The sequence below is a fragment of the Azospirillum sp. UENF 211521 genome, from assembly GCF_058780535.1.
The window spans coordinates 2,646,902-2,666,581 of record NZ_JBSNCF010000001.1 but is presented as its reverse complement, the minus strand read 5'-3'; the positions used below and the strand labels follow the sequence as shown (position 1 = coordinate 2,666,581).

Below are 19,680 nucleotides of genomic sequence, written 5' to 3'. Positions count from 1 at the left end.
GATGCGTTACCTGCCCCTGACCGAGGCCGACCGGCGCTCCATGCTGGAGGCCATCGGCGTGCCGTCGGTGGACGAGCTGTTCCGCGACGTGCCCGAGGCGGCCCGCCTCTCCGGCCCGATCGAGGGGCTGTCCAACCACATGGGCGAGCTTGAGGTCGATCGCGCCCTGTCGGCGATGGCGGGCAAGAACCTGCCCGCCGGCAGCGTGCCGAGCTTCCTCGGCGCCGGCGCCTACCGCCACCACATCCCGGCGACGGTGGACCATCTGGTGCAGCGCGGCGAGTTCCTGACCGCCTACACCCCGTACCAGCCGGAGGTGAGCCAGGGCACGCTGCAGGTCCTGTTCGAGTTCCAGACCCAGGTCTCGCTGCTGACCGGCATGGACGTCGCCAACGCCTCCATGTACGACGGCGCCACCGCCTGCGCGGAAGCCGTGATGATGGCCAACCGCGTCACCCGCCGGAAGAAGGCCGTGCTGTCCGGCGGCCTGCACCCGCATTACCGCGACACCACGACGACCGACGCCCGCTTCATCGGTTTCGAGACGGTGGTGATGCCGCCGGCCCCGACGGGCGGCGAGGACCTGCTGGCCGAGGTTGACGGCGACACCTCCTGCGTCGTCGTGCAGAACCCCGACGTGTTCGGCCATGTCCGCGACTACACGGAGCTGGGCAGGGCCTGCCAGGCCAAGGGCGCGTTGCTGATCGTCGTGGTGACAGAGGCCGTGTCGCTCGGCCTGCTGACCCCGCCGGGTGAGATGGGCGCCGACATCGTGGCGGCGGAAGGCCAGTCGCTGGGCAACGCGCTGAATTTCGGCGGCCCCTATGTCGGGCTGTTCGCGGTGAAGGAGAAGCTGGTCCGCCAGATGCCTGGCCGCCTCTGCGGCCAGACGGTGGACGCCGACGGGCGGCGCGGCTTCGTGCTGACGCTCTCCACCCGCGAGCAGCACATCCGTCGCGAGAAGGCGACCTCGAACATCTGCACCAACTCCGGCCTGTGCGCGCTGGCCTTCTCCATCCACCTCAGCCTGCTCGGGGAGGAGGGCTTCACCCGGCTCGCCGAGATCAACCACGCCAAGGCCGTTCAACTGGCCGACAAGCTGGCTGGGGTGAAGGGTGTCGAGATCGTCAACGGCAGCTTCTTCAACGAATTCACGGTGAAGCTGCCGAAGCCGGCCGCGGAGGTCGTGGAGGCGCTGGCGCAACGCGGCATCCTGGGCGGCGTTCCGGTCTCCCGCCTGTTTGGCGGCGGGCTCGACGACCTGCTGATCGTGGCCGCCACCGAGACCAACACCGAGTCCGACATGGACGCCTTCGCCACCGCCCTCGCCGAGGTTCTGTGATGAGCATGAACAACCAGGGTCGCCCGACCGGCATCCAGAACACCGACAGCGCCGTCCCGGAGACCGTCACCGGCAACCGCGGCCTGCAGATCGAGGAGCCGCTGATCTTCGAACAGGACAGCGCCGGGCGTTGCGGCGTGGACCTGCCGGAGGTCCCCACGGTGGGCTCGCGCCTGGGGGCGGTGAAGCCGCGCGGCCGGATCGGCCTGCCGGGCCTCGCCGAGCCGCAGGTGGTCCGCCACTACACCCGCCTGTCGCAGAAGAACTACGCCATCGACAGCGGCCTGTACCCGCTCGGCTCCTGCACAATGAAGCACAACCCGCGCCTGAACGAGAAGATGGCACGGTTGCCGGGCTTCGCCGACGTGCACCCGCTCCAGCCCGAAAGCACGGTGCAGGGTGCCTTGGAACTGATGGCGGAGCTAGGCCGCTGGCTCGCCACGCTGACCGGCATGGCAGCGGTGACGCTGGCCCCGGCGGCGGGCGCGCACGGCGAGATGTGCGGCATCATGGCGATCCGCTCCGCCCACGACGCCAAGGGCGATAAGGGCCGCACCAAGATCCTCGTCCCGGAAAGCGCCCACGGCACCAACCCGGCGACCGCCGCCGCCTGCGGCTACGCCGTCGAGGCGATCCCGGCGACCGAGGACGGGCGCGTCGATCTGGAGGCGTTGAAGGCCAAGCTCGGCCCCGACGTCGCCGGTCTGATGCTGACCAACCCGAACACCTGCGGCCTGTTCGAGCGCGACATCATCACCATCGCCGAGGCGGTGCACGCGGCGGGCGCCTATTTCTACTGCGACGGCGCCAACTTCAACGCCATCGTCGGGCGGGTGCGTCCGGCCGACCTCGGCATCGACGTGATGCACATCAACCTGCACAAGACCTTCTCCACGCCGCATGGCGGCGGCGGTCCGGGCTCCGGCCCGGTGGTCTTCGCGGAGTCGCTGGCCCCCTTCGTCCCGGTGCCCTACGTGGTGCAGGACAAGGACGGCGCCTTCCGTCTGGTGGAGCAGGCCGGCGACGGCCCGGCCTTCGGGCGGATGAAGGCGTTCCACGGCCAGATGGGCATGTTCGTCCGCGCGCTCGCCTACATGATGAGCCACGGTGCCGACGGGCTGCGGCAGGTGGCCAACGACGCGGTGCTGAACGCGAACTACCTGCTGGCCCGCCTGCAGGACGTGATGACGCCCTCCTTCGACGGGCCGTGCATGCACGAATGCCTGTTCGACGACCGCTTCCTGAAGGGGACGGGGGTGACCACGCTCGACATCGCCAAGGCGCTGATCGACGAGGGCTTCCACCCGATGACCATGTACTTCCCGCTGGTCGTGCACGGCGCCCTGCTGATCGAGCCGACCGAGACCGAGTCGAAGGCCAGCCTGGACCAGTTCGTTACGGCGTTGCGCGCCCTGGCGGAGCGGGCCAAGTCCGGCGACGTGGCCTATTTCCAGGGTGCTCCGCGCCTGACCCCGCGCCGCCGCCTGGACGAGACCGCCGCGGCGCGCAAGCCGGTGCTGCGGTGGACGCCGGCGGTGGAGCCGGAGACGGTCGCGGCGGAGTAGGGCTTTGCCCCCTCCCTAACCCTCCCCCGCTCCGCAGGGGAGGGGATTAAGCTCCCTCTCCTGCGCAGCGGGGGAGGGAAGGGGCCCACGGCACAGCCGTGGGAAGGGTGGGGGCAACGCGACCCTCACCGCTGATCCAGCTTCACCTCGATCCGCCGGTTCCGCGCCAGCGCCTCGTCGCTGGTGCCGGGGTCGAGCGGCTGATACTCGCCGAAGCCGGCGGCGGCCAGACGGTCCGCCGGAATCCCCTGGTCGATCAAATACTTCACCACCGAGATCGCGCGCGCCGCCGACAGCTCCCAGTTCGAGGCGAACTGGATGCGCACCGGGCGCGAGTCGGTGTGGCCGTCCACCCGCAGCACCCAATTGATGTCCGGCGGAATCGTCCGGCCGATGTCGATCAGCGTGCGCGCCAGCTCCGCCAAACGCTGCTTGCCGGCTTCCTCCAGAGTCGCCGAGCCGGAGGGGAACAGCAGCTCCGACTGGAAGACGAAGCGGTCGCCGACGATGCGCACGTCGGGCCGGTTGCCCAGCGCCTCGCGCACCCGCCCGAAGAATTCCGAGCGGTAGCGGGCGAGGTCCTGCACCTTGGCGGCCAGTGCCTGGTTCAGCCGTGAGCCGAGTTCGGCGATCTGGACCTGCTGCTCCTCCGCCTTCTTCTCCGAAATCTCCAGCGCGGCGCCGATGCGGGCGAGTTGCTCGCGCAGGGCGGCCATCTGCCGGTTCAGCAGGTCGACCTGCTCGTTCGCCTTGCCGGTCGCGCCCTGCTCGGTGGACAGGGAAGCCATCAACTCGGTGATTCGGATGTCGCGCTTCTCGATGTCCTTCTGCGCGAGCATCGTCTTCTCGTCGGCGCTGGCGAGCCGCGTTTCCAGCGCCTTGGAGCGGTCGCGCTCCCCGCCCAGCTCGGTCAGCAGGGCCCGGCGCTGCTCCTCGGTCAGGCGCTGCTGGGCGGCGGCGGCGGCCAGCTCGCCCTCCAGCTTGGTCCGGGCCTCGCGCAGCGCCTTCAGGTCGGCCTGGAGGCTTGCGGCCTCGGCCAGCTTCAGCTCGATGGTCTCCTTGTCGGCGCGGATCGTGCGCTGCAACTCCTCCGCCGCGCGGGCGGCGTGGTCGAGGTCGCCCTGCAGCGTGGCGATGCGGTCGGTCATGGTGTCCCGCGCCGCGACGGAGCCCTGAAGCTCCGCCGAGAGCTGGGCGACGTTGATGCGCAGGTCGGCGTTGGCGTCCCGCTCCAGCGCCAGCAGGTCGTTCAGCTCCGCCACCTTGCGGTTCAGGCTGCCGAGCTGCTCGTCACGCCCGGTCAGGGCGGTCGCCATGTAGAACTGGGCGACGACGAAGATCATCAGCAGGAAGATGACCACCATGACGAGGGACGACAGCGCGTCCACCCATCCGGGCCATGCGCTGGCCTCGCGGTGGCCGTTGCGGCGGCTGATGCTGGGCATGGCGGGGTGTCCCTCCGGCGATTGAAACCCCTCTCCCGCCGCGGAAGAGGGGAGACAGGTCAGCGCTGTTCCGATTCCTCGGCCAGGGCGGCGATGGTGCGGGCCAGCAGCTTGATCTCGCTGCGGATCTCCTGCACCCCCTGGACCCGGCCGGTGGACAACTCCTCGACCAGGCGGGCGAGGTAGATGTCCATGTTGCGCAGATGCTGGCGCGAGGCGTCGTCGAAGCCGCCGATCGCCGCGTCGGACAGCCGGTCGAGCAGCCCCTTCATCTCCAGCTGGCTCTCGCCCAGCCGCAGGAGGAGCTGTTGTTCGGCGCGCATCTGGTCGGTCAGCGTGCTCAGCCGTTCGGTCAAAGCCATCAGATTGGCGTTGGCCGAGCGGCGGCCCTCCTCGGCGGTGGCGACGGTGCGCTGGAGCGAGTCGAGGTTCTCCGCCGTTTGCTCCAGAAGCGCCGTCAGATAGGCCGGCATCGACTGGTCGCCGGTCTCCAGGCTGCCGCCGGCCCCGCTGGAGAGGCGGGTGGCGCCGGACAGCCAGTCCTCGACGTCCTGGAAGAAGCGGTTGTGCGCCTGGCTGGCCTGAAGCTCCAGGAAGCCCAGCACCAGCGAGCCCGCGAGACCGAACAGCGAGGAGCTGAAAGCCGTGCCCATGCCGGTCAGCGGCGCTTCGAGCCCGTGCTGCAGGTTGTTGAACATCGCCCCGACGTCGCCGCCCTGCACCGACAGCCCGCCGATGACCGAGCCGACCGACTGCACCGTGTGCAGCAGGCCCCAGAAGGTGCCGAGCAGGCCGAGGAAAATCAGCAGGCCGATCAGGTAGCGCGACAGCTCCCGCGACTCGTCCAGCCGAGACGCGATGCCGTCGAGCAGCGAGCGCATCGACAGCGCCGACAGGGTCAGCCGGCCGCGCCGTTCCCGCAGCATGCGCGCCATCGGGGCGAGCAGCACCGGTTCCGGCGCGGCGACGGCCGGGTTGCCGGACTGGAAATGCTCCAGCCACGCCACTTCGGGCCGCAGCATCAGCACTTGGCGGAAGATGAACAGGATGCCGGCGAGCAGCGTGCCCAGGATCAGCCCGTTCAGCGCCGGGTTGTTCATGAAGGCGGCGCGCAGGGCCGGGAACAGCAAGGCCGTCACGCTTCCCACGACCACCAGGAAGAGGATCATCCGTGTCAGGAAGCGCTCCGGGCGCGTCATCGGGGAAGGCTCCTCAAGAGGGTGGGACGACGGGGCGATGGCGGCCATGGGCACTCTCGTCCAGGGGAAGGGGCAGGCGGTACCGGTTACAGAGAGCGGCTCACTGGTTCAGGAACTCCACGTCCAGCCGGTCCGGCGCGCCGCTGGCCGCCTCCATGCCCATGGCGCGGATGTCGACGCGGGTGCTGGCGATGCCGGCGGTCCCCAGTCGCTCGCGGACGGCCAGCGCGCGGGCCAGCGACAGCTGACGCGCCTCGCGCGCCGTATCGGGCGTGCCGCTGGCGTAGGAGCGGATCTGCAGGCGAAGCTGCGGGTTGGCGGTCATGCGCTCGGCGATGGCGTCGAGCCGCGCCTGGGCCGGATCGGGCAGCGTGGTGGCCGCGCCGTCGAATAGGACGGTCAGCGGCTCCATCCGGGGCAGGGCGGGCGCCGTGGGCGCCTTCGGAGTCGGCGGCGGCAGGGCCGCGGTCTGCGTCCGGTCGGGCGGCGGGGAAGCCGCCGGCCGGTTGGAGGGCGGGACCGGCGGCGCGCCTTCCGGCATGGCCGGCGCCGCCGGGCTGGGTCCGACCGAAATCTGCGGCAGGTCCGGCGCGGTCATCAGCGTCGGTGCCCGGAAGACCGGCGGGGCCGGCGGGGCCGGCGGCGGGAAGATGTCCGGCCGCGGCGGGATTGGCAGCGGCTGGGCGTTCTCCAGCGTCAGCCCGCCCGCGTTGGCGGTTGCGGTCTGGGGCGGGGCGGCGCTGGTCGGGGGCGGCGGGGCGCCGGGCGAGGAGCAGGCGGCCACGGCCAGCGACAGCGCCACGGCCGCGGCGGTGGGGAGGACGCGCAGGGGTACCGGCCGCCCGGCGGGGGCGTTTGGAGAACCGCTCATGCGTCCGACAATCCTCATGGTGACCAGCGCGTTGTTCCCAATGACACGGAAAAGCGTTGGTACCATAGCCCTTCGATCGGCGTAGGGACAACGCCCTTTGGACCGCGCGGCGCGTTTCCCCACCAAAGCGCGGCCCTTGCTACCCCAACGTCATGAAGGGCTTATGGCTCGGCCGGAGGTCAGCCCTGACCGGCGTCCGCCGCACCGGCCGTGCCGGCGGGGGCTGAGCGCACCTTGCGTTCCGTGGCACCGCGCAGGATCTTGGCGATCGGCAGATGGAAGTGGGCGTTGGCCGCCAAGATCGTGCCGCCGAACACCGGGTTGCGCCCGCCGCCGATCTCGCCGACGAAGCCACCGGCCTCGGTGACCAGAAGCTGGCCGGCCGCGGCGTCCCAGGGGGCGAGACCGCGCTCCCAATAGCCGTCGTAGCGGCCCGCCGCGACGTAGGCGAGGTCGAGCGAGGCGGCGCCGAAGCGGCGGATGCCCGCGACTTCCTTCATCAGGGCCTCGGCCTCCACCAGGAAGCCGGCATGGTCGCCGCGGCCCTTGAAGGGGATGCCGGTGGCGATCACCGCGTCGGCAAGATTGCGGCGCTCCGACACGCGCAGGCGCTGGTGGTTGAGGAAGGCGCCCTGGCCCTTCTCGGCCCAGAACATCTGGTCATGCACTGGCTCGTACACGACGCCGGCGACGATCTCGCCGTTCTTCTCCGCGGCGATGGAGATCGCCCAATGCGGGATGCCGTGCAGGAAGTTGGTGGTGCCGTCCAGCGGATCGACGATCCAGCGGGCGGTCGGGTCGCTGCCCTTGCTGGCGCCCGTCTCCTCCATCAGGAAGCCGAAATCCGGGCGGGCCTTCTGCAGCTCTTCGCGCAGCAGCTTTTCCGCCTTCATGTCGGCGGCGGACACGAAGTCCGCCGGGCCCTTGCGCGACACCTGGAGGTGCTCGACCTCGCCGAAGTCGCGGACAAGGCCGCGGGCCGCCTTTTCGGCGGCGCGGACCATCACGTTGATAAGGGCGGAGCGGGTGGCCATGGGCGTGCTTTATCTCGTGCGGAACCGGAAAAAGAATACACCGGCCCCTGCCTTAAGCGAGAGCCGGTGCGCAGAAAATCAGCCGGGACGGTCAGTCCTTGGCGCGCTCGACATACTCGCCGGTCTGGGTGTCGACGACGACGCGGGTGCCCGACTCGATGTGCGGCGGGACCAGGATCGACACGCCGTTCTCCAGCTTCGCCGGCTTGTAGGAGGAGGAGGCCGTCTGGCCCTTCACCACCGGGTCGGCCTCGGTAATCTGCAGGGTGACCTTGCCGGGGATCTCGACGCCGAGCGGCGCGCCTTCGAAGGACTGCACGGTGACTTCCATGCCGTCCTGCAGGAACACCTTCTGGTCGCCGATGATCTCGCCGGGAATGGCGGTCTGCTCGTAGCTTTCCTTGTCCATGAAGGTGTAGCTGTCGCCTTCGGCAAACAGGAAGGTCATCTCGTGCTCGTCCAGGCGGGCGCGCTCGACCGTCTCCTGGGTGCGGAAGCGCTCGATCGACTTGTTGCCGGTGCGCACATCCTTCATTTCAAGCTGGATGAAGGCGCCGCCCTTGCCGGGCTGGACGATGGCGGTCTTCGTGATGACCCAGAGCTTCCCGTTATGCTCCAGCACATGGCCGGGACGCATCGTGTTGGCGTTGACCTTCATGACATACTCGTGATTTCCAGGAGACAGGCGGCGCGGAACCTAGCAGCTTGCCGGGCCGGTGGCAACGCCGGGCGGGGCTCAATCGGCGTTCCGTGCCTTCTTTGTCCATTTTCGCCGCCGTTGCCACTCTGCTAAGCAGCACCATTACCCCGTCAGTGAAGGCCATCATGTCCCCCGTCACGCCGTCCTGGGCTCCCGAGACCTTCGCCCGCCGCCGCCCCCATCTGGCCGTGCGCGGCCGCGTGCTGGGCGCCGTCCGCCGCTTCTTCGAGGAGAACGCCTTCCTGGAGGTGGACACCCCGGCGCTGCAGGTTTCGCCGGGGATGGAGCCGCATCTCCAGGCCTTCGCGACGGAGCTGGTCGGGCCGCATCCCGACGACCGGCTGCGGCTGCACCTGCACACCAGCCCCGAATTCGCCATGAAGAAGCTGCTGGTGGCCGGGCTGCCGCGCATCTACCAGATCGCCCACGTCTTCCGGAACGGCGAGCGGTCGGCCACCCACGCGCCGGAATTCTCCATGCTCGAATGGTACCGGGCGGGGGAGGGCTACCGCACGCTGATCCGCGACTGCGAGGATCTGGTGCGCGAGGCCGCCGTCGCCGCGGGGCGGACGCGATTCGACTTCCGCAGCATGACCTGCGACCCCTTCAAGGAGTGGCGGGTGCTGACCGTGCAGGACGCCTTCCGCGAGTATGCGGGGATCGACCTGCTGGAAACCTTCGACGGCAGCCATGACCCCGACCCGGCCCCGCTGGCCGCCATGGCGCGGGCCATCGGCATCGCCCCGCACGATGGCGACCGCTGGGAGGACATCGTCTTCCGCATCATGTTCGACCGGATCGAGCCGCATCTCGGCGCGGGCGTTCCCTGCGTGCTGACCGACTATCCGGTCTGCATGGCCGCCCTGTCGCGCCCCAAGCCCGAGGACCCGCGGCTGGCCGAGCGGTTCGAGCTGTACGCCTGCGGCCTGGAGCTCGCCAACGCCTTCGGCGAGCTGACCGACGCCCGCGCCCAGCGCGCCCGCTTCGAGGCCGACATGGATTTGAAGGAGCGCATCTACGGCGACCGCTTCCCGGTGGACGAGGATTTCCTCGCCGCACTGGAGCACGGGATGCCGGAGTGCAGCGGCATCGCGCTCGGCTTCGACCGGCTGGTCATGCTGTGCAGCGGGGCGGAGCGCATCGACGAGGTGCTGTGGCTGCCGGTGGCGGGGGCCTGACCCCAACCCGCCACCGGTGCCGGCGGCCTCAGGCGGTGACGTCGATCACCACGCGGCCGCGCACCTGACCGGCGAGGATCCGGCCGGCCAGCTCCGGCAGCTTCGACATCGGCTCCACGGTGTACATCGCCTTCAGGTGGTCCTTGTCGAGGTCGCGGGCCAGCCGCGCCCAGGCGCGCTCGCGCCGTGCCGCCGGGGCCGCGACCGAATCGACGCCGATCAGCGTGACGCTGCGCAGGATGTGCGGCAGCACCGTGGCGGGCAGGTCGGCCGAGCCGGCCAAGCCGCAGGCGGCGATGGCGCCGCCCCAGACGGTCTGCGACAGGGCGTTGACCAGCGTGATGCCGCCCACCGAATCGACGCCGCCGGCCCAACGCTCCTTCTGCAGGGGCGGGCCTTTCTCCTGAAGGGCGGCGCGGTCGATGAAGCCGGTGGCGCCCAGGCCGGACAGATACTCGTGGGTCTCGGGCCGTCCGGTGGAGGCGGTGACCGGATAGCCGGCCTTGGCGAGCAGGGCGACCGCGACGGAACCGACGCCGCCGGCTGCTCCGGTGACCAGAACCTCCTTGCCGCCGGGCTGGATCGTGCCCCAATCCTCCAGCGCGTCGACGCAGAGCGCCGCGGTGTAGCCGGCGGTGCCGATGCCCATCGCCTCCTCCGGCGAGAAGACGTCCGGCAGCCGGGTCAGCCATTCCGGCTTCACGCGCTGGAACCGGCTGTAGCCGCCCCACTGGGTTTCCGACAGGCCCCAGCCGTTGACGATCACCTTGTCGCCGGCCTTCCAGTCGGCGGAGCGCGACTCCACCACCGTTCCGGCAAGGTCGATTCCGGCGACCATCGGCAGCTTGCGGGCGATCCGGCCCTTGCCGGAGACGGCGAGGCCGTCCTTGTAGTTCAGGGTGGAATAGGCGACCTCGACCAGCACGTCATGGTCGGGCAGGTCGGTCAGGCTCAGCGGCTTGAAGCCCCCCTTGGGCTTGCCGTCGGCGTCCTCGATGACGAAGGCGGTGAAGGTGTCGGCCATGCGGATTCCTCTCCCGGGACGGGTTCTTGATTGGGGGAAAGCCTAGCACGGACGCGGCGACGGGCAAGAGGCGGGGACGGTGGAGCGAACGGGCGGCGCCCGCGCGCTCCACCGGGGTGCGGATCAGAAGGTGATCCTGGTCTGGAGCGCGATCACGTCCACATGGGCCTTGTAGTCGGCGGACAGGTTGCCGCGGAAGGCGTCGCTGCCCGTCAGGTTGTCGCGCAGGTCGATCTTGGCCTTGTTGGCGAAGATGTGGCTGTAGCCGATGTCGGTCCGGATGCTGTCGGTGAACTGGTAGCCGGCGCCGATCGACACCCAGTAGCGGTCCTCGTCCGGGATGCGCGGCGTGCGGTACTGGTCGCTGACCGGGGTCTGGTCATAGGCCACGCCGAAGCGCAGGGTCAGCTTCTCGTTCCACTTGTAGGCGGCGCCCAGCGCAAAGAACCAGGAGTCGTCCCAGTTCTCGTCGGTCACCGTGTCGGTGCGCAGCGGGTTGCGGTAGCGGATGCGCAGCTCCTTGAAGCGCGACCAGTTGGTCCACTGCGCGTCGGCCATCACGGCGATGGAACTGGTCAGTTCGTGGTAGGCGCCGAAGGAGATGATGTCCGGCGTGGCGACCTTCGCCCGCACCGGCGACCCGGCGAAGCTGGCCTGGAGCGCCGGCACGGCCGGCACGGCCTCGAACTTCGAATCGCCGTCCAATTCGTGGAAGACGGAGGAGCGGTAGGAGACGCCGAAGCGGGTGCCCTTGGCCGGCTCGTATAGCATGCCGGCGGTGAAGCCGACGCCCCAGTCGTCGCCCTTCACCTCGCCCACGCCGTCGCGCGAGCCCGGCGCGATGGGAACCCCGGTGGCGGCCAGGATGGAGCCGAAGTCCACCGCCTGGCTTAGGCGCGCCTTGGCGTACTGGAACTGCAGACCGCCGGCGATGGTCAGGTCCGGCATCACCCGGTAGGACACGGTCGGGGAGATGTTGATCGTCAGCAGGCTGGAATGGATGCCGTGGTAGCGGCCGGTCCAGCTTTCCGGGTAGTCGGTGGACAGGCCCCAGGGCGCGGTGATGGCAAGGCCCAGCTTGACGTCCGGCGACACCGTGTAGGCCAGATAGCCCGACGGAATCACCGCGTCCATGCCGATGTCGCCGGGGTCCGAGGTGCCCCGGATGGCGCTGCCGCCCAGCCGCGCGGCGCGGGTGCCGCGGGCGTTGCTGGTCTTCGAGGTCGGGAACACGCCGCTCAGCACGCCGACCGCCTGGTTCCCCTCGATGGCTCCCAGGGCCGCGGGGTTGAAGAACAGGCCGGTGGCGTCGCCCATGCCGTTGGCGGTGGCGCCCGCGAAGGAGGTGCCCTGGCCCGAGGCGCTCTGCTCCTTGAGCAGATAGCCGGCCGCGCCGGCCGGCAGCGGCGCCGCGATGGCGACGGCCGCCGCAGCGGCGAGCAGATTCCCCCTCAGTGACCCTTTGGACATGCGTTTCTCCCCAATTTCGTTATTTGACGCAATGATACACAGATTGACGTTAACGTAAAGTGGCCCCGCTGAAAAAATGTTGAGCCAACAAATTATGCGCCTGCGGGTGTACAGGGGAGGGGGAAATGCCCGCTATGGTCGATTCGTCGCGGGGCGGAGGCGTGGAGCGGAAAAGGGGGTGGGGGTGTGAAAAGAGGGCTGTGAGGGCGCTCAGCCCAGCCAGCCGGCCACCATGGCCATGCCGGCGCCGATCACGCCCTGGGCGTCGGTCCAGATCAGCTTCGCCGTGATGGCGATGGAGGCGACGACCAGCATCGGCCGCACGATGGCGGCGCCGTTGCGGATGACCATGTGGGCGCCGACCTGCGCGCCGATCATCTGGCCCACCCCCATCAGCAGCCCGGCCACCCAGGCGATCTGGCCGCCGGCCAGGAAGAAGAGGAGGGCGGCGATGTTGCTGGTGAAGTTCAGCACCTTGGTGTGGGCGGTCGCCTTGCGCAGGTTGAAGCCGAGCAGCGAGACGAAGGCGATGGCGAAGAAGGTGCCGGTGCCCGGCCCGAGGAAGCCGTCGTAAAAGCCGATCCCCGTCCCGGCGAGCAGGGCGAATCCGCGCTCCCCGATGCGCTGCTGCGCGTCGATCTCGCCGGCCTTCGGCGAGACGAGCAGCCAGACGGCGATGCCGATCAGCAGCACCGGGATGACGTTGCGCAGGAATCCCGGATCGATCATCTGGACGATGACGGCGCCCGCCGCGGAACCGGCGAAGGTGCAGCCGATCATCACCGCCATGTCGCGCGGCTTGACCTCGCCGCCGCGGGTGAACTTCACCGCGGCGGAGAAGGAGCCGAAGCTGGATTGCAGCTTGTTCGTCGCCAGCGCCTGCGCCGGCGAAAGACCGGCCCAGAGCAGGGCGGGGAGGGTCAGAAGCCCGCCGCCCCCGGCGATGGCGTCGACGAAGCCCGCGACAAGGCCGACCGCGAACAGCGCGGACAGCGTCTCGATGGAAAGGAGGTCCATGATCCGGCGGCGGCCTTCGTTACCCTTCGGCCGCGGCGATGGCGGCGTTGAACGCCTTCACGGCGGCGCCCGGCCCATCGGGATGGTTCCACACCGCGCCGACCACGGCCAGGAAATCGGCCCCGGCGCTCACCAGCGGCCCGCAATTCTCCTGGGTGATCCCACCGATGGCGACACAGGGAACCTCCATCAGCTCCGACCACCACCGGAGCAGCTCCGGCTCCGCTTTGAATTCGGCGTCCTTGGTGGTGGTGGGGAAGAAGGCGCCGAAGGCGACGTAATCGGCCCCGGCCTCGCCCGCTTCCATGGCGAGATGGCGGCTGTCGTGGCAGGTCACGCCGACGATGGCGTCGTTGCCGACGATCCGCCGCGCCTGGGCGTAGGGCGTGTCCTTCTGCCCGACATGCACGCCGTCGCATCCGGTCTCGCGGGCGAGCTGGGGATGGTCGTTCAGGATGAAGGCCACCCCGCGCTCCTGGGCGATCGGGCGCAGGGCGTCGCAGGCCCGGCGCACGGCGTCGTCGGAGCAGTCCTTCAAACGCAACTGGACGCAGGCGACATCGCCCGCGTCCAGCGCTTCGGTCAGTTTCGGCACGAACGCCGCCGGTTCCAGGACCGGCGGCGTCACGAGGTAGAGCCGACAGGCGGTTTCGGTCACCCGAGGCGATCCTTACTCTTTGCCCTGATAGATCTTCATGATCCGGTCGAGCAGCTTCAAAGCGTCTTCGCGCGGGCGCTGGAAGGCGTTGCGGCCGATGATCGAGCCGTTGCCGCCACCGTCGCGGATCGCGCGGGCGTCCTCGAACACCGCGTCCTCGCCCTTGGTGGCGCCGCCCGAGAAGACCACGATGCGGCGGCCGTTGAAGGCGCACTGCATGATGTGGCGGACGCGGTCGGCCTGGGTGGCGATCGGGATGTTCTTGGACTCGTAGACCTTCCTGGCTTCCGCCTGCTCCAGATGGGCCGACGGCAGCTTCACCTTGATGATGTGGGCGCCGAGCAGCGCGGCCATGTGGGCGGCGTAGCCGATCACGTCGATGGCCAGCTCGCCCTCCTTGGAGATCGTGCCGCCGCGCGGGTAGGACCACAGGACGGTGGGCAGGCCGACCGACTTGGCCTCCTTCGACAGCTCGCGGATCTCCTCGTACTGGTCGTACATGGCGTCCGAGCCGGGGTAGATCGTGAAGCCGATGGCCGAGCAGCCGAGGCGCAGCGCGTCCTGCACCGAGGCGGTCACCGCCTGGTCGGCGTCCTCTTTCTGGCGCGACAGGCTGTTGGCGCTGTTCATCTTGAGGATCAGCGGGATCGAGCCGGCGAAGGTCGAGGCGCCGGCCTCCAGCGAGCCGAGCGGGGCGGCGTAGGCGTTGCAGCCGGCGTCGATGGCGAGCTGGTAATGGTAATGCGGGTCGTAGCCCGGCTCGTTCGGCGCAAAGCTGCGCGCCGGGCCGTGCTCGAAGCCCTGGTCGACGGGAAGGATCACCAGCTTGCCGGTGCCGCCCAGCTTGCCTTCCATCAGAATGCGGGCAAGGTTGGCCTTGACGCCCGGGGTGTCGCTTTCGTAGTTCGCAAGAATTTCCTTTACACGACGAGTGAGCTTCATCGGGCTCTTCCCCTTGGGGTTTCTGTCGGAAATGCGGCCCTCATAGCCCAGCGCGTGACTCTTTGCAACGTCGGCAGGGGGATAGCGCAGCCCTCCTGCGGCGGCAAAGGGGCTTACCCGGGCGGGCAGGTGCGTGCGTCGCCGAAGGAGCAGGCACGGGGCGGCGGGCGGCGGCGTTCCGTCCGCCCTTTTATGTCACAGCACGGATTGGGCGATGACGTAGAGGCCGTAGCCGGCGCCCACCGCCACGGCCCAGGCCCCGGCGGCCAAGCCCGCCCAGACGACGAGCAGGCGGGCGCCGCGGATCTTCTCCACCTGCGGCGCGGGAAAGCGCGAGCCGCGCGGCAGCCCGTCCGGCCTCTCCGGATGGAGCAGGGCGGAGTCCTCACCCTTCAGCGGTGTGGCGTCCGCCGGGGGCCGCAGAGGTGTGGTCGTGGTCATGGGGGTGGTACCGCATCGTGATGATGAAATCACCATACACCACTTTTGATCGTGCGGATTCGGGGAAAAAGCGGTATCGCCTTGGGACTATTCCGTGACATGGCCATCGACCTGCCCGCCTAGCCAGTCCCGGCAGGCCCGCTGGGGATCGCGAACACCGCGCAGGTCGAGCGCTGCGGGAAGGGCTGTCAAAAGGCGGGCGCCGCGCTGCGCGGCGATGTCGGCCAACCGTTCGGCGACGTCCGCCCGCCCCGTGAACAGGACCCTATCAATGCCGGAGGTCAGCGCGGCCAGGGCGTCGCCGGGCCGGTCGGCGCAGTCGAGAACCGCGGTGATCGCAACCGCGGGGTGACGGGCGGCGGCGCGGCCGACGACCGCGGCAAACCAGCCGGAGCCGGCGGAGGCCGCAGCACCGGGCGTGCTGATCAGCAGCAGCGGAACGCCGAGATCCGCCGCCACGGCGCAGGCGGCCTCGGCGTGGGGCAGGCTGTGGAAACGGATGGGGCGGCTGTGCGGGGGCAGGGTGGTCATGACGGGAAGAACCGGATGGGCGTTCCCCTATCCCCATTCCGGGAATTGAGGCAGGTCAAACCACGGGGGCGGAGGCGGGGCTATCCTTCCACCCCACGCATTCCTGGGGTCGCCGCCGATGATGGACTATAAGGGCTACAAGGCCCAGATCGATTTCGACGACGATGCCGGCATCTTCGTCGGCGCCGTCATCAACACGCGCGACGGCATCACCTTCACCGGCCGTTCGGTCGATGAGCTGCGCCGGGCCTTCCGCGAGGCCGTGGACGATTATCTGGCGATGGCCTGCGACATGGCGGGCAACACCGAGCAGCCCTATTCCGGCAAGCTCGCCATCCGCGTCAACCCGATGCTCCACCGTGCCATCGCCACCTGCGCCGAGCGCGAAGGCAAGAGCGTCGCCGCCTGGGTCGCCGACCAGTTGACGCAGGCCACGGGGATCAACGCCGTCAAGGCGGGGTGACCGCGGCCCTTTCGCGGCGGCGTGATCATGAAAAAGGGCGCCCCGTTTGGGCGCCCTTTCTCTTTGGCCGCAAGCCCTGGAAGGCTTACTTGGCGTTGGCCATGGCGACGGCGGTGTCGCTCATGCGGTTGGAGAAGCCCCACTCGTTGTCGTACCAGGTCATGATGCGGACGAAGTTGCCGTCGATGACCTTGGTCTCGTTCAGCGCGAAGATCGAGCTGTGCGGGTCGTGGTTGAAGTCGGTGGAGACCAGATCCTCGGTGTAGGCGCCCAGGATGCCCTTGAGCGGGCCGTTGGCGGCCTCGGAAATCGCCTTGGTGATCTCCTCCACCGTGGTGGCGCGCTTGGCGGTGAACTTGAAGTCGACCACCGAGACGTTGGGCGTCGGCACGCGCATGGCGGTGCCGTCCAGCTTGCCCTTCAGCTCGGGCAGCACCTTGCCCACGGCCTTGGCGGCGCCGGTCGAGGTCGGGATCATGTTCAGCGCCGCGGCGCGGGCGCGGTGCAGGTCCTTGTGGTTGGTGTCGACGATGCGCTGATCCCCCGTGTAGGAGTGGATCGTCGTCATGAAGCCCTTCTCGATGCCGATCAGGTTGTTCAGCACGAAGGCCACCGGGGCCAGGCAGTTCGTCGTGCACGAGGCGTTCGAGACGATGCGGTGATCGGCCTTGAGCTGGTCGTGGTTGACGCCGTAGACCACCGTGATGTCCTCGTCGGTGGCCGGGGCGGAGATCAGCACCTTCTCGGCACCCGCTTCCAGGTGCTTGGCGGCGTCGGCGCGCTTGGTGAAGATGCCCGAGCATTCCATGGCGATCTGGATGCCCAGATCCTTCCACGGCAGCTTGGCCGGGTCACGCTCCTGCACGACCTTGATCGAGTGGCCGTTGACGATCAGCTCGCCGTCGCGGGTCTCGATGGTGCCGGGGAAACGGCCGTGGACGCTGTCGTACTTCAGCAGGTGGGCGTTGGCCTTGAGGTCGGCCAGGTCGTTGATCGCCACGACCTCCACGTCGTTGCGGCCGCTCTCGTAGATGGCCCGCAGAACCAGACGGCCGATGCGGCCAAAACCGTTGATCGCTACCCGAACAGCCATTGTTTTTCCTCCAGTCTGGCATTCCCCGACCCCGAACCATCCGGCTTGGGGCGGTCACTCCCGGCCCCGGATGTGTGGTCCGGGGCGGCAATTGTCAGCCCCGGACCGTCGGCCCGGAGCCCGATCCCACGAAGGCTCGCTCTTTTACAGGCGCGCCTTCGCCGCGGCGACCACGGCCTCGGCGGTGATGCCGAAGTGCTTGTAGAGTTCCTGATAGGGGGCCGACTCGCCGAAGCCGCTCATGCCGACGAAGGCGGTGCCCGTGGCGCCCGGATAGCCGAGCCAGCGGTCCCAGCCCTGGCGGATGGCCGCCTCGACCGCGACGCGGACGCCGCTGCCGAGCACGGAAGCCTTGTAGGCGTCGTCCTGCGCCTCGAACAGCTCGAAGCTCGGGATCGACACCACGGCGGCGCCGATGCCCTCGGCCTGCAGCGCCTTGCGGGCCTCGGCGGCCAGCGAGACTTCCGAGCCGGTGGCGAGCAGCGTCACCTTGCGCTCGCCCTCGGCCTCCTGGATCACGTAGCCGCCGCGGGCGGAACGGTTCTCCGCCGCGTGCTCGGTGCGCAGGGTCGGCACGTTCTGGCGGGTCAGCGCCAGGACGGACGGGCCGTTGACGCGCTCCAGCGCGATCTGCCAGCACTCCGCGGTCTCCACGGCATCGGCCGGGCGCAGGGTCAGCAGGTTGGGGATGGCGCGCAGAGCGGCCAGATGCTCCACCGGCTGGTGGGTCGGGCCGTCCTCGCCGAGGCCGATCGAGTCGTGGGTCATCACGAAGATGGAGCGCTGCTTCATCAGCGCGGCCAGGCGGATCGACGGGCGGCAGTAGTCGGCGAACTGCATGAAGGTGCCGCCGTAGGGGATGACGCCGCCGTGCAGCGCCATGCCGTTCATGACGGTGGCCATGCCGTGCTCGCGCACGCCGTAGCGGACGTAGCGGCCGTTGAACTCACCGCGGCCCTTCACGTCGGCGGTGTTCTTCGCCTTGGTGTTGTTCGACGGGGTCAGGTCGGCGGAGCCGCCGATCATCTCCGGCACCGCCGGAACCAGGACGTCGAGCACGTTGCCCGAAGCGACGCGGGTCGCCCAGCTCGGCTTGTCCTCCGACACCTTCTTCTTGAAGGCGGCGATCAGCTCGTCCAAGCCGGCGGGGACGCCGCGCTCCATGGCCGCCTCGAACGCCTTGCGGGCGGACGGGTCCAGCGCCGCGACGCGCTGCGCCCAGTCGGCGTAGGCGGCGTCGGCGCGGGTGCCGGCGGCGCGCCAGGCGTCGAGCACGTCCTGCGGGACGACGAAGGCCTCGTGCGGCCAGCCGAGATTCTCACGGGTGGCGGCCACCTCGTCGGCGCCCAGCGGCGAGCCGTGGCAGCCGTGGGTGTTGGCCTTGTTCGGGGCGCCCTTGCCGATGATGGTGCGGCAGGCGATCAGCGTCGGCTTGTCGGAGGTCTGGGCGGCCTCGATGGCCTTGGCGACGGCGTCCGGATCGTGGCCGTCGACGGCCGTCGTGTTCCAGCCGTAGGAGCGGAAGCGGGCCGGCGTGTCGTCGGTGAAGCTGAGGTCGGTCGAGCCGTCGATGGAGATGTGGTTGTCGTCCCACAGCACGATCAGGCGGTTCAGCCCGAGATGGCCGGCCAGCGAGCAGGCCTCGTGGCTGACGCCCTCCATCAGGTCGCCGTCCGAGGCGATGACGTAGGTGAAGTGGTTGATCAGGTCGTCGCCGAAGCGGGCGTTGGTGATCCGCTCCGCCAGGGCGAAGCCGACGGCGGTGGAGACGCCCTGGCCCAGCGGGCCGGTGGTCATCTCGATGCCGAGGGAGGGGTCGACCTCGGGGTGGCCCGGCGTCAGGCTGCCGAGCTGGCGGAAGCGCTTCAGCTCGTCGATGGTCATCCGCTCATAGCCGGTCAGGTAGCCCAGCGAGTAGATCAGCATCGAGCCGTGGCCGGCCGACAGGATGAAGCGGTCGCGGTCGGCCCAGGCCGGCTGCTTCGGGTTGAACTTCAGGAAGCGCGTGAACAGCACCGTGGCCACGTCGGCCATGCCCATCGGCATGCCGGGGTGGCCGGACTTCGCGGCCTCCACCGCGTCCATGGACAGCGCGCGGATGGCGTTCGCCATGGTGGTGATGGGGGCGGGCGGGGTGGCGGCGGAAGCAGCGGACATCGGGCAGGGTTCCTGAAGAATGTTCCCGTGGGCAGGCGGGCAGCGGGGCCGAATGGGGTCGGGCAACACCGATTGGGCGGGAAACAAGGCTTCCCGCAGGACGCGCGCACCATGCAGAACCCGTGTGCGCAGGTCAACCCGGGAATGGGGATGGCGGTCCGGCTTCCGGCGCATTGTGACGGCGCCATTTCCACCGTGAACTGCGGCGTAATTCCGGTTGACGGGGCGGCGTGGCCGGCCCAACTGTAGCGCTCGGCATTTTATGCATGTGCGAACATGCGGCCCGCCCGCCGTCCATCCGTCCGTCAAGGTTCCCCCGCCCATGGATTCCCTGAAAGCCTCGCTCGACCGCCTCTCCAAGGCCGTGGATCGTCTGGAGCATGCCGCGTGCGCCCGCGAGGAACGGGTGGCCAAGCGCGAGCAGGAGCTGAGCGAGTCCCTGCGCGAGGCGCGCATCGAACAGGCGCGCGCCCAGGAGAACGCGGAAACCGTGTCGAAGCGTCTGGAGGCGGCCATTGGTCGTCTCGAAGCGGTTCTGGAGAATTAAGCC

19 protein-coding genes are annotated in these 19,680 nt (G+C 69.4%); 5 read left to right on the top strand and 14 right to left on the bottom strand.

Features of this window, described 5'->3' with window-relative positions; translation table 11 throughout:
- Window position 1 precedes the first annotated feature (1 nt).
- Window positions 2–1,342 carry an aminomethyl-transferring glycine dehydrogenase subunit GcvPA gene (gene gcvPA, locus ACWPN5_RS12570; protein ID WP_492295621.1) on the top strand — a complete coding sequence of 447 codons (1,341 nt, stop codon included), beginning with the start codon at window positions 2–4 and terminating at the stop codon, window positions 1,340–1,342.
- The gene (gcvPB, locus tag ACWPN5_RS12565; protein WP_145688984.1) at window positions 1,342–2,907 is read left to right on the top strand and encodes an aminomethyl-transferring glycine dehydrogenase subunit GcvPB; all 1,566 of its coding nucleotides are present in this window, start codon (window positions 1,342–1,344) and stop codon (window positions 2,905–2,907) included. The genes gcvPA and gcvPB overlap by 1 nt, the downstream gene beginning before the upstream one ends.
- Before the next feature lie 125 nt (window positions 2,908–3,032).
- Here the strand turns inward: gcvPB and ACWPN5_RS12560 are convergent, their stop codons facing one another.
- The 5 genes from ACWPN5_RS12560 to efp form a co-directional block, all read right to left on the bottom strand.
- Complete coding sequence (locus tag ACWPN5_RS12560; RefSeq protein ID WP_200480134.1) at window positions 3,033–4,352, bottom strand: peptidoglycan -binding protein; 1,320 nt, start codon at window positions 4,350–4,352, stop codon at window positions 3,033–3,035.
- Window positions 4,353–4,411: 59 nt separating this feature from the next.
- Window positions 4,412–5,551 (bottom strand): flagellar motor protein MotA, encoded by a 1,140-nt coding sequence (locus tag ACWPN5_RS12555; protein WP_492295619.1) that lies wholly within the window; start codon window positions 5,549–5,551, stop codon window positions 4,412–4,414.
- Window positions 5,552–5,651: 100 nt separating this feature from the next.
- Window positions 5,652–6,422: an OmpA family protein gene (locus ACWPN5_RS12550; protein ID WP_492295617.1), complete on the bottom strand. Its 771-nt coding sequence runs from the start codon at window positions 6,420–6,422 to the stop codon at window positions 5,652–5,654.
- A 179-nt stretch (window positions 6,423–6,601) separates the two neighbouring features.
- A complete protein-coding gene (locus ACWPN5_RS12545; RefSeq protein WP_014240822.1) occupies window positions 6,602–7,456 on the bottom strand; it encodes an inositol monophosphatase family protein in 855 nt (284 codons plus the stop codon).
- A gap of 91 nt (window positions 7,457–7,547) precedes the next feature.
- Window positions 7,548–8,114 carry an elongation factor P gene (gene efp, locus ACWPN5_RS12540; RefSeq protein ID WP_014240821.1) on the bottom strand — a complete coding sequence of 189 codons (567 nt, stop codon included), beginning with the start codon at window positions 8,112–8,114 and terminating at the stop codon, window positions 7,548–7,550.
- Window positions 8,115–8,281: 167 nt separating this feature from the next.
- Here efp and epmA point away from each other — a divergent pair, with 167 nt between their 5' ends.
- Window positions 8,282–9,334, top strand: coding sequence for an EF-P lysine aminoacylase EpmA (epmA, locus tag ACWPN5_RS12535; protein WP_145688988.1), 1,053 nt, complete (start codon window positions 8,282–8,284; stop codon window positions 9,332–9,334).
- A gap of 28 nt (window positions 9,335–9,362) precedes the next feature.
- Here epmA and ACWPN5_RS12530 read toward each other — a convergent pair whose 3' ends face one another.
- The 7 genes from ACWPN5_RS12530 to ACWPN5_RS12500 all read right to left on the bottom strand — a co-directional run bounded on the left by ACWPN5_RS12530 (window position 9,363) and on the right by ACWPN5_RS12500 (window position 15,417).
- A complete protein-coding gene (locus ACWPN5_RS12530) occupies window positions 9,363–10,358 on the bottom strand; it encodes an MDR family oxidoreductase (protein WP_145688989.1) in 996 nt (331 codons plus the stop codon).
- 123 nt (window positions 10,359–10,481) lie between these two features.
- The gene (locus tag ACWPN5_RS12525; RefSeq protein ID WP_492295614.1) at window positions 10,482–11,828 is read right to left on the bottom strand and encodes an OmpP1/FadL family transporter; all 1,347 of its coding nucleotides are present in this window, start codon (window positions 11,826–11,828) and stop codon (window positions 10,482–10,484) included.
- 210 nt (window positions 11,829–12,038) lie between these two features.
- Entirely contained in the window at window positions 12,039–12,845 is an 807-nt protein-coding gene (locus ACWPN5_RS12520) for a TSUP family transporter (RefSeq protein ID WP_492295612.1), read from the bottom strand.
- Window positions 12,846–12,864: 19 nt separating this feature from the next.
- The gene (thiE, locus tag ACWPN5_RS12515) at window positions 12,865–13,503 is read right to left on the bottom strand and encodes a thiamine phosphate synthase (protein ID WP_200479730.1); all 639 of its coding nucleotides are present in this window, start codon (window positions 13,501–13,503) and stop codon (window positions 12,865–12,867) included.
- A 12-nt stretch (window positions 13,504–13,515) separates the two neighbouring features.
- Window positions 13,516–14,445 (bottom strand): class I fructose-bisphosphate aldolase, encoded by a 930-nt coding sequence (locus ACWPN5_RS12510; RefSeq protein WP_200479729.1) that lies wholly within the window; start codon window positions 14,443–14,445, stop codon window positions 13,516–13,518.
- A 195-nt stretch (window positions 14,446–14,640) separates the two neighbouring features.
- Entirely contained in the window at window positions 14,641–14,886 is a 246-nt protein-coding gene (locus tag ACWPN5_RS12505) for a hypothetical protein (RefSeq protein ID WP_145688992.1), read from the bottom strand.
- Window positions 14,887–14,973: 87 nt separating this feature from the next.
- Window positions 14,974–15,417, bottom strand: a complete 444-nt coding sequence (locus ACWPN5_RS12500) for a hypothetical protein (protein WP_492295609.1) — start codon at window positions 15,415–15,417, stop codon at window positions 14,974–14,976.
- Window positions 15,418–15,535: 118 nt separating this feature from the next.
- Here ACWPN5_RS12500 and ACWPN5_RS12495 point away from each other — a divergent pair, with 118 nt between their 5' ends.
- Window positions 15,536–15,880, top strand: coding sequence for a type II toxin-antitoxin system HicB family antitoxin (locus ACWPN5_RS12495; RefSeq protein ID WP_035674733.1), 345 nt, complete (start codon window positions 15,536–15,538; stop codon window positions 15,878–15,880).
- An 85-nt stretch (window positions 15,881–15,965) separates the two neighbouring features.
- Here the strand turns inward: ACWPN5_RS12495 and gap are convergent, their stop codons facing one another.
- Window positions 15,966–16,973 carry a type I glyceraldehyde-3-phosphate dehydrogenase gene (gene gap / locus ACWPN5_RS12490; RefSeq protein ID WP_200479728.1) on the bottom strand — a complete coding sequence of 336 codons (1,008 nt, stop codon included), beginning with the start codon at window positions 16,971–16,973 and terminating at the stop codon, window positions 15,966–15,968.
- A 144-nt stretch (window positions 16,974–17,117) separates the two neighbouring features.
- Window positions 17,118–19,130 carry a transketolase gene (tkt, locus tag ACWPN5_RS12485; RefSeq protein WP_492295607.1) on the bottom strand — a complete coding sequence of 671 codons (2,013 nt, stop codon included), beginning with the start codon at window positions 19,128–19,130 and terminating at the stop codon, window positions 17,118–17,120.
- Window positions 19,131–19,452: 322 nt separating this feature from the next.
- On the opposite strand from tkt, the gene ACWPN5_RS12480 reads away from it, so the two are divergent.
- Window positions 19,453–19,677: a hypothetical protein gene (locus ACWPN5_RS12480; RefSeq protein WP_145686982.1), complete on the top strand. Its 225-nt coding sequence runs from the start codon at window positions 19,453–19,455 to the stop codon at window positions 19,675–19,677.
- Window positions 19,678–19,680 lie beyond the last annotated feature (3 nt).